A 17,632-nucleotide genomic window follows, 5' to 3' on the forward strand; every position below is an offset into this window, starting at 1 on the left:
GTGTATCAGTCACTCATGTGCAAGCTGACCCGCCGCCATCGCAGGCAAGCCAGCTCCCACATTTGATCTGAGTTTGATTTTAGAGCTTGACTACCTGATGCACCTGCTCGGCACACGCCCGAGCCTCGTCAATCATCTTGCCGAACGCATCACTGGCCACTTCAGCATGGGTCAGCCAGCGTTTCTTCTGGCTCAGGCGATAGTGGTAGCGCAGCGAGCCATCCTGCAGTTTTCCGTCCAGGTCCAGGTCGTACCAGGGCGAGCGCACTGTGCAGCCGGGGATGGCTTTTTCCATCTTCCCGCCTGTCAGGGTGTAGGTGTAGTCGTAGGTTTCCGGGTTGCCCAGGTAAAGGTCGGCCTGCTGCCCCTGGCGGCGATAGTTGATGTAGCCCTCCCAACGGTCTTTCAACGACGGGTCGGTGTAGACATAGTCATTGGCCAGTTTTTCCAGGGCGCGCTGATCATTCATGCGCGCGGTGACGCTGTAACCGTCATGCACCACAAAGCCGGTAGGTTCACGGGTGATCTGGCAGTCGCTGATGTCGTTGCCGAAGTTGGCGCAGATATTCTGGTCGGTGGCGGTGGTGCCTTGCTGGCGGTCGGCAACGCTCATTTGCATCAGCGGCAGGCGGCTGAAGGTGATCGTCGCCTTCACCGCGCCATCTCCCTCTTTGCCGTACTGCACCTGTTTGTCCAGGCGGATCGAGACTTCGGGGCGTTCCAGCGGGATGCGCTCTTCGCGCACCTGGCCGTGGGCGTCGTTGACCAGCACCCAGCGGTCCTGAATGTCGGGCATGATCTGGCCGGGGGCGAAGACCGGATTGGTCGGGTCAAGCCACCACACCTGGCCAGCCACTTCGGCACGCACGATGGCGTGGTTAGGCGCCTGGGTACCCGGAATCAGCAAGGCATCAACCACATCGCCACGGCTCACCCAGGCGGTCTCGGCCTTGATGCCACTGGCCTTGAGCATGGCCGTCAGCAGCGTCGCCAGGTCCTTGCAGTCGCCGTAGCCATGCTGCTCGATTTCCGCCAGGCTGAATGGCACATAACCACGCTCGCTGGCCCGCCAGTCACCCAGGTAGCGATAGTGATCATTGATGTGCTGCATTAGCGCAGCCACTTGCTCGGCCGGTGCCAGGCTGCGTGCGGCGGCCACGGCGGCGGCGGCTTGCGCCGGCAGGTTGGCGCCGAGAATCTGGTTGTAACGCTGGGCGAAATCACCGAAGTAAGCCTGGCGTTCCACGGCGCTACCGACTTCCAGGCGTGGGATGCGTAGCAGGGCGGCAGCGGAGGATTCATTGATGTAGTTGAGGTAGATCGGGGCTTTAAGCGCCACGTCCAGGGTCTTGCCGTTGCTCGAAGGGGTCACGTTGAACGCGTCGAACATTTCACTGCGCCACTGGATCGGGCGTTCAGCGGTAAAGCGCGCCTTGAAGCGGTCACGGCGGGCCGCGCCGGGACCGAACTTGAGCACGTAATGGAACTGGGTCATCAGCGGTTTGGCCGGGTAGTGCTGGCGTACGGTGTAACGGATCTTTGTGCCCACGCGCAAGTTGGGGAAGGCCAGGGAGGTTTGTTTGTCGCGACTGAAGCCCTGGTCGGGGTTGGGCGCGCTGCGCGTGTCGATTTGCGTGGCCGCCAGGGGGACCGGCTTGGCGCCAGGCTGGGTGGACTGTGCGCTGATCACCTCAAAGGTATCGCCTTCGGAGTAATCGAAGTCGATGCGCGAAAGCATTTCGCGGCCGTTGGGCTTGAGGATCGTGTAGCGGTAAGTGGTGGTGCAGTCGGTACTGGCGTCGCGGTTGAAGTGGCAGTGCAATTCGGTGTCGTTGGCCAGCGGCGCTTCGGCAATAGGTTGCAGGGCAGCGCTGACGGAATGGGAAACTAGCCCCAGACTGATGGCAATCAAAGGGCGGTGAAACGAAAAACGGTACATGGGCGCCTCGGGTGACACATTGAAACAGCTACCCGGCGGGTAGCGAGAAGGCGCCGGATGATAATGTGTCTCAACGGCAAAAGCCAGGATTGTTCGACAATTTATCCGTCTGAAAGGCCCGTGCTAGAGCCTTTCTTTGATTTAAGTCAGGTTTTTTGCCAGTCGGTTTCGGCGGTTTTTAAAGAAACCAGCGATATTCCCGCGCATGAATCTCTTGCTGGAAAGCCAAGTGATCCTGGCGCTTGTTCTCGCAATATACATCGACAAATTCCGCGCCCAGTTTGTCGCGCACTACCGGTTGCTGCTGCATGGCGCGCACGGCGTCGAGCATCTCCACCGGGAAATCGGTACCGCTGTTACGGTCTTCGTTCAGCGATGTGATCGGCTCGCGCTTGGCCTCAAGCCCATGCTCCAGGCCCATCAGGATCGCCGCCAGCACCAGGTAGGGGTTGGCGTCGGCGCTGGCCAGGCGGTGCTCGATCCGCAGGTTGCGCGGGTCGGACTCGGGGATGCGCACGCACGCGTCACGGTCTTCAAAGCCCCAACTGGCGCGGGTGGCGGCGTTGACGGTGCCACCCAGGCGGCGCAAGGCATTGTGGTTGGGCGCGAAGATCGGCATGCAATGCGGCAGCAGCTCCAGGCAACCGGCCACGGCGTGGCGCAGCGGTTGCTGTTGATGGGCGGCAAGCAGGTTATTGCCCGCCGCGTCGTAGAGGCTGACATGCACATGCATGCCGCTGCCGGGAAATTGCAGGTAGGGCTTGGCCATGAAACTGGCGCGGTAACCGTGCTTGAGTGCCACGCCCCGGGTGCTGCGGCAGAACAATGCGGCCCAGTCGGCGGCGCGCAAGCCGTCGTCGCAGTGGCCAAAGTTGATCTCGAACTGGCCGGGACCAATCTCGGCCGTGATCACTGTGATGTCGATACCCTGTTCCTGGGCGGTTTGCGCCATGTCGTCGAGCACTTCGCTGAAGCGCGAGAGCCGCTCGATATGCAGGTTGGGCTGGTCGTCGGCGTCACCACTGAGCGGGTCTCGGGCAAATTGCGGCAGGCCGTTGTCGAGCTTTTTATCGAACAGGTAAAACTCCAGCTCAAACGCTACCACCGGGTGAATGCCCTTGTGCTGCAAGCGTTCCAGCACCTTGGCCAATACTTCGCGGGGCTCGAATTCGATCGGCGCTGCGGTGCCGTCCGAGGTGATGAGCATTTGCCCCAAGGGCTGCGATTCCCAGCTAACCGGCTTCAATGTGCCCGGCACCAGGCGGCGATTGGCATCCGGGTCACCGTCGTTGAAGCAGTAGTCGCCAATCTTGAACAACCCGCCCTGAGCCCCCAGCAATACCGCGTTCTGCGGCAACTTCAACGGGCTGCCGGCGGCGACTTTTTCAAGCATCTCCACCGGGTAGCGCTTGCCGTAGAAATGCCCGGGAATATCCAGGGCGATCAGGTCGACATAACGCACGTCGGGGTGGTTCTGGCGAAAGGTCCGTACTTCGGCCAGCAACGTTGCAGATGGGCTTTTCACGGGTGCAGCTCCTAGTTGTAAACCCACAGGACGCGGGCGGGCAGGTCGGTCAGGTTGGCGTAGCGGCAGTGGGCGAAACTGGCCAGGTGGAAACTGTCGCCTTCGTAGAGGGTGACTGCATCGGGCTCACCCTCAACCCACAGGGTCAGCTCGCCCTCCAGCACAAAGCCAGCCTGCTCGGCGCGATCGCTCATGCTTTGCTCGCCGCTGTTGGCACCGGGGGCCAACAAGCTGTCGAGCATCGAGAAAGCACCGTTCATGCTCGGCGACACCAGGATATCGGTGATGCCATTGGCGTAATACACCGTGCGCCGCTCGTTGGGGCGTGTCACCCAGTCCACCGCTTTGGGTTTGGGCAGGCTGTAGAAATAGGTGGTGGGCACATCGAGGGCGTGGCTGATGGCGGTCAGGTCGGCGACGGTGGGTTGCGACAACCCGCGTTCCACTTGGGACAGAAAACCCACCGAGCGCTCGATCTTTTGCGCCAATTGCGCCAGGGTGAGTTTCTTGTGCTTGCGCAGGTCATGGATCAGGGTCGCGAGAGTGGCGAGTTCTTGTTGCTGGTTCATGAAATTTAGTTCGAATAATTTCATGAAAAATTACAGGATTAATTTCATGGAGGCAATCGGGGTGGAACTCAAAGCGCATTTATTCTCGCTGGGACAGGAGCTGCAGGGCTGTACTACGCGATCGGATGCGGATCGATTGGGACAATTGTTGGCCGGACTGTATGGGTCAGCAAGGCCGAGCTGGCCACAGGGGAAACTGAGCGGGCTGAATGATTCTGCGCCGCCGCGGTCGGAACCTGGGTACGCACCATTAATTGAAGGAGCACCCATGAAGTCGAAAACCTTAGCCGCTTGCCTGCTGGTCGCTGCCAGCTTTTCCACCGCCAGCGCTGTAGTGCAAGCCGGCGATACCCCTCAGGAAACCGTGCAACCTTCAAACATCAACGCCCGTGATTTGAAAGAGGGTGATCGCGCCCCGGACATGTTGATGCGCGAGGAATCAGCGATTAAAGACTGGAAAAAGCGCGGCCTCAAACAGCCTGAGGATGAGAGCCAATGGGCGCGTGTAGGCGACAAGTACGTCCTGCTCAAGACCACCAACGGCACCATCCTGGAGATTACGCCGGTCAAGAAATAATTCTGCCGGGCCACCTGCTCGTTTCGTGGTTCATGCGTTAAGGTAACCGACCGCAATGGTCGCGTTACCTTCACAGGAAAGAAGCAGGATGCTTGCCACAATAAGAACCTACCCGCGCACCGTGAACCTGCTGCTGTGCGCCACCTTGCTGCTGACGTTGGCCAAGGCCATCACCTTTCCCTACCTGGTGATCTACCTCACCAGCCACTTCGCCCTGGACATTACCCAGGTTGGCCTGGTGATCGGCAGTTCGCTGATCGTCGGCTCGCTGCTCAGCGTATATGGCGGTTTCCTGGTCGACCGCATCAACAGCTATCGGCTGTTGCTCGCATTGAGCCTGGTGTTTGTACTGGGATTTATCGGCACGCTGTTGGCGCAGGATATCTGGGCGTTCTATGGCTGCCTGATCCTGATCAACCTGGCCTACGCGGTCATCGACATTGCGGTGAAAGCCGGTTTCGCCAGCCTGCTGCCCGAAGACGCACGCAGTGAAGTGTTTTCCATCAAATACACCCTCACCAATATCGGTTATGCCGTGGGGCCGGCCTTCGGGGCGATGGTGGCCAAGCTGGATATCAGCCTGCCGTTTATTCTGTCGGCACTGCTGGGGCTCGGTTTTTTCCTGCTGTATTGGCGGTGGGGCGACCGCACCTTGGCCACTGTGGATGCCACGCAAAAACCGGTGCCGTTTCTGGCCGTCGCCCGCGTGCTGCTGCAAGATCGTCGCCTGGTGTGTTTCACCCTCGGCGGTTTGCTCAGTGCGGTGGTGTTCGGCCAGTTCACGGCCTACCTGTCTCAATACCTGGTAACCACCACCACCGCCGAATACACCTACACCGTGATCAGCGCAGTGCTGACCACCAACGCCGTGCTGGTGATTGCCTTGCAGTACCTGATTGGTCGGCGCATCTCGCATCGCTATCTCAGCCAGTGGCTGATCGCGGGCTTGAGCATGTTCATGCTGGGGTTGATCGGGTTCGCGCTGTCCACCAGCGTGTTGTGGTGGGTATTGGCAATGGCGGTGTTTACCGTAGGGGAAATCATCGTGTTCCCGGCCGAGTACATGTTTATCGACCGAATCGCCCCGGACCACCTGCGGGGCATGTATTACGGGGCGCAGAACTTGTCCAATCTTGGTGCCGCGCTGGGGCCGGTGCTGTGTGGTCTGGTGCTGGCCAGCCTGCCGGCCCACTACATGTTCTACATGCTGGGGGCGTTTATCGTTGGCGGCGGGGTGTTCTATTTCATGGGAGCGGCGATGAAGGCAAATCATCCAGTGTGAGCTTGCCGACGTTGTTGCTTTGCAGTTCGTAGCGTAACTCATCCACCATCTTCGCCACTTCCTGGGGGGTTTGCAGGCGGTTGGTGCTGATGCCGGTAACCACCAGGTCGACACGGCCGGTTTCTGCGTCGTAGACCTTGAGGGTCAGGGACGCATCCCGGCACAGGGTGAATTCGCACGTCAGCGGTGACAGGCCTTCTTCGATGCAGTTGCGCAGTTGAGAGAGGGTAAACATGCAGGTTCCTTCAAGGCATAAATACGATCCCTTGAAGGTTATGGCGTGCACCCTCGCGCCATAAGGCGAATTCGCACTAGGTGAACTAGTGCATTTGCAAGGGTCAGGGTTTGGTTTTAAGGCGCAATTCACCGGCGAACAGCCCACGTTCACGGGCCCACACGATGGCCGCGCTGCGGCTGTGCACCCCCAGCTTGGAATACACCGTGGCAACGTGGTTGCGTACGGTATTGGGCGCCAGTTTCAGGCGCGAGGCGATTTCCTTGTCTGCCAGGCCCTCGCAGATCAGGCCCAGCACATCACGCTCACGGGCGGTCAGGTCGGTGAATGAGACATTCGGCAGGTTGGGGCTGTTGACGCTCTTGGCGTTGGCCAGTTTCTCGATCAGGGTCTGGCTGAACCAGGACGCGTCCTGCATGACTTCCTCGATGGCCGCCACCAGTTCCAGCTCCGAACGTTTGCGTTCGGTGATGTTCATCAGCACCATCAGGTAGCAGGGCACGTCCTGGATGATCACCGTATCGGCTGACACCACGCAGTCGATCACCTCGTTGCCTTTCTTGCGCACCTTGAGGTCCTGGCCGTCCAGGTTGCCGGCTTTTTCCAGGGTGGCGAACAACTGCGCGCCGGCCTGGGGGCTGTCGATAAAGTTGATGTCTTCGATGGATTTGCCGAGCAACTCCTCGCTGATGTAGCCGGTGATGGTCATGAAGGCTTCGTTGACATCCACCACCTGGCGGTTGTCGGCGCTGCACACCAGGGTCGGCACCGGCGTCAGGCGGAAGGATTTGGCGAAGCGCTCTTCACTCTGGCGCAGGGCAACTTCCGCTTTGCGTCGCGGCTCAAGGTCAGTGAAGGAAAACAACATGCAGTCTTCCTCATTCATGTCCAACGGTTGGCCGGCGACAATCACCAGTTTGCTGCCACCTTCGGGCAATCTCAGTTCGGCCTGCATTTGCGGAATAGTTGCGCCTTCGCCCAGGCGCTGGATCGCCAGGTCTTTGCGCTCGGCCTGTTCCAGCACGTCCAGTTCATACACGGATTTGCCGATGACCTGGTCGCGGTTGTAGCCGGTCATCTCCAGGAAACCCTGGTTGACCTTGATGTAGCGCAGGTCGCTGAGGCGGCAGATCACGGCGGGTGCGGGGTTGGCGTTGAAGGTTTTTTCAAAGCGTTGCTCGGCGCTCGCCCATTCGGTGGCGTCGCTGAGGATCAGCACCAGCAACTCCGGCTCACCCTGCGCGTCGGACAGTATCAGGCTGCGCAAGCGGTGCACCCAGTAGCGACTCTCGTCGGCGGCAGGGGTGACTTCCACCACCACATCGCTGAACTCTTCACCAGCGGCCACGCGGCTTAACGGGTAGCTGTCCAGCTGTAAAGGATGGTTATTGCGATAGCGCAAGGCGAAACGCTCGGCGTAGGCCTCGGTATTGGCGCCCAGGTCTTCGACGGCGCTGACCCCGTGCATGGTCAAGGCAGCGTCATTGGCCCAGAGGATGGTCTGGTCGACCTCGGCCAGAATCACACCGTCGGACAACCCGGAAATGATCTGCTGCAACTGGCGGCGATTGGTTTCTTTGGCGAGAACATCCTGGGTCATAACGTCTCCGAGGGGGCGAGGCTTGAGTGCATTCGAGTACGACATCCCGGCTTAAGGATAGTGCAGAGAATTTGCCTCGGGGGGAGTGCGAATGCACCAGCCGGTCTGGTGCATATGGGCCAGGACTGAACGTATGTCGTTTCGCCACACTCACACTCAACAAGGCGTATTGCCTTGCTCCCAAATTTGAAAAGGACCTTTGTATGACCACTGTCTATGAAACCAATCGATCGCTATTTCGTGTGTCATGGAGCTCGGTATTGGCCGGTAGTGCAATCGCACTGGTGACCTACCTGGTGTTGAGTGTGTTGGGGACGGCTATCGGCGCCAGCGCCGTTGACCCGATGGAAGCAGGCAACCCGTTGAGCGGCTTCGGCACGGGTGCGGGTATCTGGTTGTTTGTCTCGACCTTGGTCGCCATCGCATTGGGTGCGTTTGTGGCTGGACGTACGGCGCCGGATCGCGGCGGCCTGCACGGGGTGCTGACCTGGACCCTGACCACCTTGTTGACCACCTGGCTGTTGGCAGGCTTGGCTTCCAGCGTCGTCGGCACTGCCGGCAACGTCGTGGGTAAAGGCTTGTCTGCTGCCGGCAGTGGCATTGCGGCCGCAGCGCCGGGGATCGGCAACAGCATCAAGCAGCAGCTGAACGAGCAGGGGATCGAGCTGGACTGGAACAGCCTGCAAGGCCAACTCGATACCTTGCTCAAGCAAAGCGGCAAGGCGGAATTGGACCCGGCCAACGTTGAGCAAAAAGCCGACCAGGCGGCTGCCGATGGCAAACAGTCGGCCACCGATGCAGCGACCAACCCTGCTCAGGCCGGTGACGAGCTCAAGCAGTGGTTTGAACGCGTGAAAGCGTCCGGCGAGCCAGCCTTGAATGCAGCGGATAAAGAGGCCCTGGTCAACATCGTTGCGGCCCGTACCGGCAAGAGCAAAGAAGAAGCCACCCAGATTGTCGACAACTATGCCCAGGCTTATCAGCAAGCCATGCAGAAGGTCGATGAGCTGAAAAAACAGGCTGAACAAAAAGCCCGTGAAGCCGGTGAAGTGGCGGCCAAGCAATTGTCCCGCGCTGCCTGGAGCACCTTGGCCATGCTGCTGTTGGGCGCGGCCTTGAGCTTCTTTATCGGTCGTATCGCGTTGACTACCCGTCGCGTGCCTTTGGCGTAAAACTGTCTGCGGCAAGGACGCCGCCTGTGGGAACGGGTAAAATGCTGGCCTTTTACCCGTATCCCGCAAAGGTGCCCCTTGAGCGCAGGCAAAGCCGTTGGACTGTTATTACTCACTTCTCTGTTGGCGGCGTGCGGCACCTCGCCGCCACGCACGCCCAACGACCTGTGCGGCATCTTTCGCGAAAAAGATGACTGGTACGACGCCGCCAAGGTCACGCAAAAGCGCTGGGGCGTGCCGATCCAGGTGCCGTTTGCGATCATGTATCAGGAGTCGGGCTTTCGCTACGACGCCAAGACCCCGCGTAAATACCTGTTGTGGATCATCCCCTGGGGCCGAGTGTCCACCGCTGCGGGCTACGCCCAGGCCAAGGATGAAGTGTGGAACGACTACCGCAAAGCCACCGGCCGCAGTGGTGCTGATCGCGAAGACTTCGACGACGCCATCGACTTTATCGGCTGGTACATGGACAAGACGTACACCATCAACGGTGTCTACAAATACGACGCCTACGGCCAATACCTGAACTACCACGAAGGCTGGGGCGGCTATCGCCAGCGCACCTACGCCAGCAAAGCCTGGCTGCCGCCGGTAGCGAGCAAGGTACAGGCGCGCTCGCAGATGTATGCGCGGCAATATGCCGGGTGCAAGGATGAGTTGGGGCGAGGCTTCTGGAGCCGGTTCTGGCATTGGTTGTAGAAACCGGGGCTGCACGCAAATCAAAATGTGGGAGGGGGCTTGCTCCCGATAGCAGGGTGTCAGTCAATGATGCAGGGGCTGATGCACCGCCATCGGGAGCAAGCCCCCTCCCACAGTAGATTGCGGTACGGCGCTGGTTCTGTGGCGAGGCTGTTGGCAGCCTGACAGCGGACGGCTATCTAATTGGCAGTGACCAACGAAGACTAGCCACGTGATTCGAACGGCGCAAGCGGTTGGGATTCTCTCGCAAGGGTCCTTCAAGTTAAAGGGAAATGTCATTGTTCCGACTGTTCCTACGCTTGCCAAACCCAGCCGAATCTGGGAAAACCCAGCCTTTCACCCTTCAATGAGACCCCCATGAGCAACGACGAACTGCAAGTCACCGACATCCGCCTGGGCACTGGCAAAACCGTGGTCAAGGGCGCGCTGATCACCACCCAGTACACCGGCACCCTGGAAGATGGCACGGTGTTCGATTCGTCTTGGGAGCGGGGCAAACCGTTCCAGTGTGTGATCGGTACCGGTCGCGTGATCAAGGGTTGGGACCAGGGCTTGATGGGCATGCGGGTTGGTGGCCTGCGCGCCTTGTACGTACCGGCGCACCTGGCCTATGGCGAGCGCTCGATGGGCGCGCATATCAAACCCAACAGTAACCTGCGTTTCGAGATTGAACTGCTGGAAGTGCTGACGCGGGATGATTGAAGAGATTGAATATGGCCTCATATGGAGGCGGCGCTTGATTTCTCCAGCTCCTTGCTTTCAACCGTGATCCCAAATCTGCCGTACAGCTCCTTTCGCCCCTTGGGCGTCAAGGCCAATGCTCGACTATCAAGGTCCTGGATCACCCATTTGCGGCTTATAACGGCTTGTAGAACAGCGGCCCCCAGTGCGCCGCCGAGGTGAGGGCGGCGCATGCTCCAATCCAGGCATGAGCAAGCGAAACGACGTCGCTGTGCCCTTACGGTTTCTATCTCGACACCGAGCCCTGTCATCGCTTTTTCGCCCTCTGCGGTGAGCTGATACGTACCGTCACCAGCGACTGGCATGCTCAACCAGCCGGCGTCGATGAAATAGTCGTGCAGTTGTACAGCCAGGGATCCTGCCATGTGGTCATAACAGGTCCGCGCCAACTGCAATCGACTGGGGGCCGGCGAAACGAACTGGGTCTGCGCGTTTCGGCTGATCACCATGAGAGCTTCAATAGCTTGGGCCACGTGCGCGTCTGCCAGGCTGAAGTAGCGGTGCCTGCCCTGCGTGTTCAGTTTTATCAAACCGTCCTCTTTGAGCCTTGCCAAGTGCGCGCTCGCCGTGGATGCGCTGACGTCGGCGATGACTGCCAATTCGGTGCTGGTACGGGCGTGACCGTCCATCAGCGAACAAAGCATTTTCGTCCTCGCGGGCTCCGCAATGGCGCCTGCGACACGGGAAACAGCAGTGTCATTGCTTTGGGAATCCATATTTCGTTCCTGAGCGAATTGTGGGGGTGACGATTGCTCGATAGTAGCCGTTCTTTGTGAAAAGGACTGCCAAAATGACGCCGTTTGAAGCCGCTACTCATGTCGATCCCTACGTTTATTACTCATGCCTCAGGCAGCAAAGGGAACTGTTGTTCGATGCAGATCTTGGTGTATGGATTGCCAGTGGCGCCGGCGTTGTCCAGGCCATTCTGGAACATCCCGACTGCCTTGTACGTCCACTGCACGAGCCGATTCCGGCTGCCCTTGGGCAAGGCGCCGCAGGCCATATTTTCGGTCGTTTGATGCGCATGAACGAGGGGGCGCAACATCAGTGCCCGCGCGGGGTTATCGAGCCCATCCTGGCCTCGATGGGCACGCAAAATATCGCAGGCCTCGTGGCGCAGGTTGTGGAGACATTTGATATCTCGGGCGATAACCCGAATGAGTGGATGTTCACGTTACCGGTTTCGGTCATTGCGACTTTGATAGGTTTCACATCCAGCCAGTTACAGGAAGTCGCGCAGCTGACACGGGATTTTGTTGCCTGTCTGTCGCCGTTAAGTGACGAGGCTCAACTCGGTAAAGCCCATTGCGCGGCGGCACGGCTGAGCCAGATGCTCCAGGCGCTGCTGAATAACGATGATAAAGGTAGTGGTGTGTTGGGCCGTCTTTATAGCGATTACGACGCTTCAGCCTGGGAAGACGATGATGCATTGATAGCGAATCTGATCGGGCTATTGTCACAGACCTGCGAAGCCACCGCCGGGCTGATCGGCAACAGCCTCATAGCGCTCCAACGTAAGCCTGAGCTGTTTGAAGGCATGCAAGCCACACCGACGCTTGTCGCTGAGTGGGTGGCAGAGGTCGCGCGCCACGATTCACCGGTACAAAACACTCGGCGGTTTGTTGCCAGGCGATGCACGATTGGCGACAGCGTTTTAGAGGCGGGCGATACCATTTTATTATTGCTCGCTGCTGCCAACCGAGACCCCAGCGCCAACCCAGACCCCGACAGCTTCTTGCTCAAGCGAGCGCAACGACGAACCTTCAGCTTCGGCTCAGGCAGACATCAATGTCCAGGCCAACCCTTGGCATTGGCTATTGCCTCAGAAGTGATTTCGGCATTCTTGCATCGACAGCCCAACGCTTCTGCCCGTGATTATCGCTGGCGTTATTTGCCTTCCCTGAATGGCCGTATCCCGCAGTTCTGCCGTGATGAGGAGACTCAACAATGATCGCTGTTATTTTTGAAGCCTGGCCGCACGAGGAGCACTACCAGCGTTATCTCGACCTCGCTGCCGAACTCAAGCCGCTGCTTGCTCAAATCGATGGTTTCATTTCAGTTGAGCGTTTCCAGAGCCTCAGTGAACCTGGAAAACTGCTCTCGCTATCATTCTGGCGTGACGAGGAAGCAATCCAGCAGTGGCGCAGCCTTGAGCTACATCGAGCAGCTCAATCAGAAGGCCGTCGGCAGGTTTTTGCTGACTACCACCTGCGTATTGCTCAGGTAGTGCGCGATTACAGTCTCGAAGATCGTGTCCAAGCGCCGGCCGATAGCAGGCAAGCTCATGAATGAAAGCAGCACACCGCCTGCTCTAGGAGCGAGCAAGCTCGCTCCTAGAGTCATTACCTGAACCCATCCTGAAGAATTTTCGTATTCTCCACGCTGGCACTTTCCTACAGTTTACTCGGCCACCATCGGGGCGTAAGCTTCGCGCGTTTTCATTAATAGCGGAGACCCTCAGTGGGTACTTGTTCGAGTGACAGTCGTCGGCCGGTTTCGGTAACCGGCATCTACTTGGCAAGGTAACGCGCATTTTCCAGATGCCGTTGTCTCGCCTCACAAAGCGAGAAGCGGTATCCCGGCAGTGGCCCGTCCTGGCGCCTGCCTGAATCCCTCTCATCGACGCTGACCAGCACCGGGGTAACGCCTGGATGCTACGGACGCGCCTGCCTTTTACGGTGGGCGGGCCAGGTTCGGCTGTGCCTGTGTGACGGGCGCGGTGTGGACGGGCCGTACCTGCACGGCGGTTTTCCTCGCGCAGGAGCTACACCATGAACCTCACGCTGCTTAAAGAGTTCTTCGCCGGTTTCCTGCGGACCCGGCATATCGCTCGGCATTTTCGCCGTCTGGCGATGCTTGAGACTGTGACCGACGCCAGTGTCAGCCGCGAAGTACCGCCCAGCCTGGCGCACACCCTGGTGGCGTCGGCCAACCGCAGCGCCGTGCAATTGCTGGGTGTGCTGGGCAGCCACGCCGAGGGCTTGAGCACCCAGGATGCCGACGCGCTGCGCGTGCAATACGGCCTTAATGAAGTCGAACACGAGCAGCCGCTACCGTGGTGGGTGCACCTGTGGCACTGCTACAAAAACCCGTTCAACTTGCTGCTGACCTTGCTGGCGGTGATCTCCTGGCTGACCGAAGACATGAAGGCCGCCACGGTGATTTTCTCCATGGTGGTGCTCTCGACCCTGTTGCGCTTCTGGCAGGAAGCCAAGTCGAACAAGGCCGCCGACGCCTTGAAGGCCATGGTGAGCAACACCGCGACGGTGCTGCGCCGCGACGCTGCCAAACGCATTGAGCTGCCGATCAAGCAACTGGTGCCGGGCGACCTGATTGTGTTGTCGGCCGGCGACATGATCCCCGCCGACTGTCGCGTGCTCAGCGCCAAGGACTTGTTTGTCAGCCAGGCGGCGATGACCGGTGAGTCCATGCCAGTGGAGAAGTTCGCCCATCAGCAGGACGCCCAAACCCGTAACCCGCTGGAGCTGGAAAACATTCTGTTCATGGGTACCAACGTGGTGTCCGGCGCGGCCACGGCGGTGATCCTGGCCACCGGCAACAGCACTTATTTCGGGGCCTTGGCGCAACGGGTCACGGCGACTGACCGTGGGGCTACTTCGTTCCAGCAGGGTGTCAACAAGGTCAGTTGGCTGCTGATTCGTTTTATGTTCGTGATGGCGCCGCTGGTGTTGTTCATCAACGGGTTTACAAAGGGCGACTGGACTGAGGCGCTGCTCTTCGCGTTGTCGATTGCCGTGGGCCTTACCCCTGAAATGCTGCCGATGATCGTCACCTCGACGTTGGCCAAGGGCGCGGTGTTTTTGTCGCGAAAGAAGGTCATCGTCAAGCGCCTGGACGCGATCCAGAACTTCGGCGCCATGGACGTGCTGTGCACCGACAAGACCGGCACGCTCACCCAGGACAGGATTTTCCTGGCGCGTCATGTGGATGTGTGGGGCCAGGAGTCCGAAGACGTACTGGAAATGGCCTACCTCAACAGCTACTACCAGACCGGCCTGAAAAACCTGCTGGATGTTGCGGTGCTGGAGCATGTGGAAATCCATCGCGAGCTGAAGGTCGGCACCGCGTTTCACAAAGTGGATGAGATCCCCTTCGACTTTAATCGCCGCCGTATGTCGGTGGTGGTGGCCGAGCGGGATCAGCCGCACCTGCTGATCTGCAAAGGGGCGGTGGAAGAGATTTTGTCGGTGTGCACCAGCGTGCGCCATGGCGACGTCAATGAAGCATTGAGCGAAGAGCTGCTGGCGCGCATTCGCCAAGTGACCGCCGCCTTTAACGAAGAAGGGCTGCGTGTGGTGGCAGTAGCCGCGCAGCCGATGCCGGCCGGGCGTGATACCTACAGCCTGGCGGATGAAAACAAGCTGACGTTGATCGGTTATGTGGCGTTTCTCGATCCACCCAAGGAAAGCACTGCTCCGGCTCTCAAGGCACTGAAGGCCCATGGCGTGGCGGTGAAAGTCTTGACCGGCGACAACGAACTGGTCACGGCGAAGATCTGCCGCGAAGTGGGCCTTGCGCAACAAGGCTTGCTGATGGGCAACGACATCGAAGCCATGACCGACGCCGAGCTGGCCCAGGCCGTGGAAACCACCAATGTGTTTGCCAAACTCACACCCAGCCACAAGGAGCGCATCGTGCGCCTGCTCAAGGCCAATGGGCACGTCGTGGGATTTATGGGCGACGGTATCAACGACGCGCCGGCGCTGCGCACGGCGGATATCGGTATTTCCGTGGACAGCGCCGTGGACATTGCCAAGGAAGCGGCCGACATCATCCTGCTGGAAAAAAGCCTGATGATCCTGGAGGAGGGCGTGCTGGAAGGCCGGCGCACCTTCGCCAACATGCTCAAGTACATCAAGATGACGGCCAGCTCCAACTTCGGCAACGTGTTCTCGGTGCTGGTGGCCAGTGCGTTTATCCCGTTTCTGCCGATGTTGCCGATGCACCTGCTGGTGCAGAACCTGCTGTACGACATCTCGCAGATTGCAATTCCGTTCGACAACGTCGATGACGAAATGCTCGCCACGCCGCAACGCTGGCAGCCGGGGGAGGTGGGGCGCTTCATGCTGTTTTTCGGGCCGATCAGTTCGATCTTCGACATCACCACGTTCGCACTCATGTGGTATGTGTTCGATGCCAACACCCCGGACCACCAGACCCTGTTCCAGTCCGGCTGGTTCGTGGTGGGGCTGCTGACCCAGACCCTGATCGTGCACATGATCCGTACGCCGAAAATTCCATTCCTGCAAAGCCGCGCTGCACTGCCGTTGATGCTGATGACGGGCGTGATCATGGCGGTGGGGATCTTTCTGCCGATGGGGCCGCTGGCGCACTACTTCAAATTGCAGGCGCTGCCGTCGCTGTACTTCGTATTTTTGCCAGTGATTTTGCTGGCGTACATGGCGCTGACCCAAGCGGTGAAGGGCTACTACATCCGCAAGTTTGGCTGGCAGTAATACGTTTTATGCAACACCGCAAAAAACTGTGGGAGCCGGGCTTGCCCGCGATGACGGTGCATCAGTCGCCTGATTCATTGGCTGGCGCGCCGCTATCGCAGGCAAGCCAGCTCCCACAGGGACCTGCGGTGCTTCCAATTTGCCGCTGCATTCATGGAGATTTTTTTATGCAGGCAATCAACAACATCAACCTCAACTCCCTGATCGATACCGTGGTCAGCCTCAGCGCGGCGTTTATTCTGGGTGGTTTGATCGGCTTCGAGCGCCAGTACCGCCAGCGCACCGCGGGCTTGCGTACCAATGTGCTGGTGGCGGTGGGCGCGGCGATTTTTGTCGACATGGCCAACCGCCTCGGTGGTGCGGAAGGCGCTGTGCGTGTAGTCGCTTACGTGGTGTCGGGCATCGGCTTCCTGGGGGCCGGTGTGATCATGCGTGAAGAAGGCAATGTGCGTGGTCTCAATACGGCGGCCACCCTGTGGGCTTCGGCGGCGGTGGGCGCCTGTGCCGGTGCCGACCTGATCCTTGAGGCATTGCTGGGCACGCTGTTTGTGCTGGCGGCCAATACCTTGCTGCGACCGATCGTCAACAACATCAACCGCCAGCCACTGGACGTGGTATCGGCAGAGGTCACCAACATCCTTTACGTGATTGCGCGGCGCAGCCAGCAACAGGCTGTGATGGTCCTGTTGGAAGCCGAGCTGGCGCGCTGTAACTACCCGGCCAGCGATGTCGACGTGCGACCATTCGGCAGTGAAGAAGTGGAAATCGAGGCCACCCTGGCCGCAACGTCGGTCGATGGCGACGAACTGGATGCACTGGTGACGCGCATCTCCACCTCAACCCTGGTGGTACAGGCCTTCTGGAGCCCGAGTACTACCGACTGACCCCTCTGGGCACGCCAGGATTGGCTAAGCTTGGTTGTGGAAAAATCCTACACGTAGTCAGGAATATCCCTTCAATTGAAACATCTTGGCGTTGCTAAGGTTGCGCACTTGCGGCTGTTGGGTCGTTGTGGTCCTGCGTCCGTGGTTATGCTGAGTTAATTGAAGGGGGCCAGACACCGCCTGGTTATCGTCATGAGGGTGTGCAGTGCCGCTCGTCGGAACTGTCATTTCTCACAGGTATCCAGTCCCGGTGTGATGTGTAAGGGTATTTTGTCCACATAGGGAAGTTTTATGAGCAAAGCATTAATTGTGGATGACCATCCGTTTATCCGCGCGACGGTCAAACACCTTCTGAAATCGGAAGGGTTTACTGAAATCTACCAAGCAGGGGATGGGGCAGATGCAATGCAGTTGGCCAGGGAGCAACGTCCCGAGCTGATTATTCTCGACCTTGCGCTGCCAAAACTGGGTGGGTTGGAGGTCATCAGCCGGGTCAAGGCACTGGCCCTGCCGTGCAAGATTCTGGTGCTCACCTCCTACATGGCGATGTTCTTTTCTACCCGCTGTATGCGTGCCGGCGCCATGGGGTTCGTGGCCAAGACCGGGGAGTTGGACGAGTTGATTAAAGCCATCAGGGCGATCAGGTCGGGCTACAGCTGCTTCCCCAGTTTGCCGACCAGTTCGGTACGCCGTGATGACCTGCAGGAAACGGAACGGCAAATGATCGAGTCATTGTCGGACCGTGAATTGACCGTATTGCAGATGCTGGCCCTGGGGCTGGGCAACAAGGAAGTGGCCGAGAAAATGCTGCTGAGCCACAAGACCATCAGCACCTACAAGACTCGACTCAAGGAGAAGTTACGTATGTCTTCGGTAGTGCACTTGTCCAAGTTTGCCCAGCGCAACCATCTCATCTGAGCTGCAAATGATCA

Annotated in this window: 16 protein-coding genes; 10 read left to right on the plus strand and 6 right to left on the minus strand. The window is 59.1% G+C overall.

Annotated elements, in window-relative coordinates:
• Nucleotides 1-79: 79 nt before the first annotated feature.
• From IH404_RS11240 to IH404_RS11250, 3 genes are all read right to left on the minus strand, one after another.
• Complete coding sequence (locus tag IH404_RS11240; RefSeq protein ID WP_194440420.1) at nucleotides 80-1,939, minus strand: DUF3857 domain-containing transglutaminase family protein; 1,860 nt, start codon at nucleotides 1,937-1,939, stop codon at nucleotides 80-82.
• A 178-nt stretch (nucleotides 1,940-2,117) separates the two neighbouring features.
• Entirely contained in the window at nucleotides 2,118-3,464 is a 1,347-nt protein-coding gene (locus tag IH404_RS11245; RefSeq protein WP_032876747.1) for a glutamine synthetase family protein, read from the minus strand.
• 11 nt (nucleotides 3,465-3,475) lie between these two features.
• Nucleotides 3,476-4,033: an XRE family transcriptional regulator gene (locus IH404_RS11250; protein ID WP_032803410.1), complete on the minus strand. Its 558-nt coding sequence runs from the start codon at nucleotides 4,031-4,033 to the stop codon at nucleotides 3,476-3,478.
• 268 nt (nucleotides 4,034-4,301) lie between these two features.
• Between IH404_RS11250 and IH404_RS11255 the strand changes: the two genes are divergently transcribed.
• Both IH404_RS11255 and IH404_RS11260 read left to right on the plus strand, forming a co-directional pair.
• Nucleotides 4,302-4,610, plus strand: a complete 309-nt coding sequence (locus tag IH404_RS11255; RefSeq protein WP_005786954.1) for an RcnB family protein — start codon at nucleotides 4,302-4,304, stop codon at nucleotides 4,608-4,610.
• 88 nt (nucleotides 4,611-4,698) lie between these two features.
• Nucleotides 4,699-5,892: an MFS transporter gene (locus IH404_RS11260; protein ID WP_194440421.1), complete on the plus strand. Its 1,194-nt coding sequence runs from the start codon at nucleotides 4,699-4,701 to the stop codon at nucleotides 5,890-5,892.
• On the opposite strand, the gene IH404_RS11265 is transcribed toward IH404_RS11260, so the two are convergent.
• Nucleotides 5,855-6,127 carry a DUF1652 domain-containing protein gene (locus tag IH404_RS11265; protein ID WP_005786957.1) on the minus strand — a complete coding sequence of 91 codons (273 nt, stop codon included), beginning with the start codon at nucleotides 6,125-6,127 and terminating at the stop codon, nucleotides 5,855-5,857. The genes IH404_RS11260 and IH404_RS11265 overlap by 38 nt on opposite strands.
• 103 nt (nucleotides 6,128-6,230) lie before the next feature.
• Entirely contained in the window at nucleotides 6,231-7,727 is a 1,497-nt protein-coding gene (locus IH404_RS11270; RefSeq protein ID WP_194440422.1) for a helix-turn-helix transcriptional regulator, read from the minus strand.
• A 203-nt stretch (nucleotides 7,728-7,930) separates the two neighbouring features.
• On the opposite strand from IH404_RS11270, the gene IH404_RS11275 reads away from it, so the two are divergent.
• The 3 genes from IH404_RS11275 (at nucleotide 7,931) to IH404_RS11285 (ending at nucleotide 10,300) form a co-directional block, all read left to right on the plus strand.
• Nucleotides 7,931-8,899, plus strand: coding sequence for a hypothetical protein (locus tag IH404_RS11275; protein ID WP_019821429.1), 969 nt, complete (start codon nucleotides 7,931-7,933; stop codon nucleotides 8,897-8,899).
• Nucleotides 8,900-8,977: 78 nt separating this feature from the next.
• The gene (locus IH404_RS11280) at nucleotides 8,978-9,598 is read left to right on the plus strand and encodes a hypothetical protein (protein ID WP_005786964.1); all 621 of its coding nucleotides are present in this window, start codon (nucleotides 8,978-8,980) and stop codon (nucleotides 9,596-9,598) included.
• Nucleotides 9,599-9,955: 357 nt separating this feature from the next.
• Nucleotides 9,956-10,300, plus strand: coding sequence for an FKBP-type peptidyl-prolyl cis-trans isomerase (locus IH404_RS11285; protein WP_005786966.1), 345 nt, complete (start codon nucleotides 9,956-9,958; stop codon nucleotides 10,298-10,300).
• A gap of 17 nt (nucleotides 10,301-10,317) precedes the next feature.
• Here the strand turns inward: IH404_RS11285 and IH404_RS11290 are convergent, their stop codons facing one another.
• Nucleotides 10,318-11,055, minus strand: a complete 738-nt coding sequence (locus IH404_RS11290; protein ID WP_005786968.1) for a helix-turn-helix transcriptional regulator — start codon at nucleotides 11,053-11,055, stop codon at nucleotides 10,318-10,320.
• Nucleotides 11,056-11,129: 74 nt separating this feature from the next.
• Between IH404_RS11290 and IH404_RS11295 the strand changes: the two genes are divergently transcribed.
• From IH404_RS11295 to IH404_RS11315, 5 genes are all read left to right on the plus strand, one after another.
• Nucleotides 11,130-12,290 carry a cytochrome P450 gene (locus tag IH404_RS11295; RefSeq protein ID WP_194440423.1) on the plus strand — a complete coding sequence of 387 codons (1,161 nt, stop codon included), beginning with the start codon at nucleotides 11,130-11,132 and terminating at the stop codon, nucleotides 12,288-12,290.
• Entirely contained in the window at nucleotides 12,287-12,631 is a 345-nt protein-coding gene (locus IH404_RS11300) for an antibiotic biosynthesis monooxygenase (protein WP_194440424.1), read from the plus strand. The genes IH404_RS11295 and IH404_RS11300 overlap by 4 nt, the downstream gene beginning before the upstream one ends.
• A 479-nt stretch (nucleotides 12,632-13,110) precedes the next feature.
• Nucleotides 13,111-15,816: a magnesium-translocating P-type ATPase gene (mgtA, locus tag IH404_RS11305; RefSeq protein ID WP_005786974.1), complete on the plus strand. Its 2,706-nt coding sequence runs from the start codon at nucleotides 13,111-13,113 to the stop codon at nucleotides 15,814-15,816.
• Nucleotides 15,817-15,983: 167 nt separating this feature from the next.
• On the plus strand, nucleotides 15,984-16,700 hold the full coding sequence (locus IH404_RS11310) for an MgtC/SapB family protein (RefSeq protein ID WP_005786976.1): 717 nt from the start codon (nucleotides 15,984-15,986) through the stop codon (nucleotides 16,698-16,700).
• Between the two features lie 291 nt (nucleotides 16,701-16,991).
• Nucleotides 16,992-17,618 carry a response regulator transcription factor gene (locus tag IH404_RS11315; protein ID WP_194440425.1) on the plus strand — a complete coding sequence of 209 codons (627 nt, stop codon included), beginning with the start codon at nucleotides 16,992-16,994 and terminating at the stop codon, nucleotides 17,616-17,618.
• Nucleotides 17,619-17,632 lie beyond the last annotated feature (14 nt).

The sequence above is a fragment of the Pseudomonas sp. OST1909 genome, from assembly GCF_015277575.1.
GTDB lineage: Bacteria > Pseudomonadota > Gammaproteobacteria > Pseudomonadales > Pseudomonadaceae > Aquipseudomonas > Aquipseudomonas synxantha_A.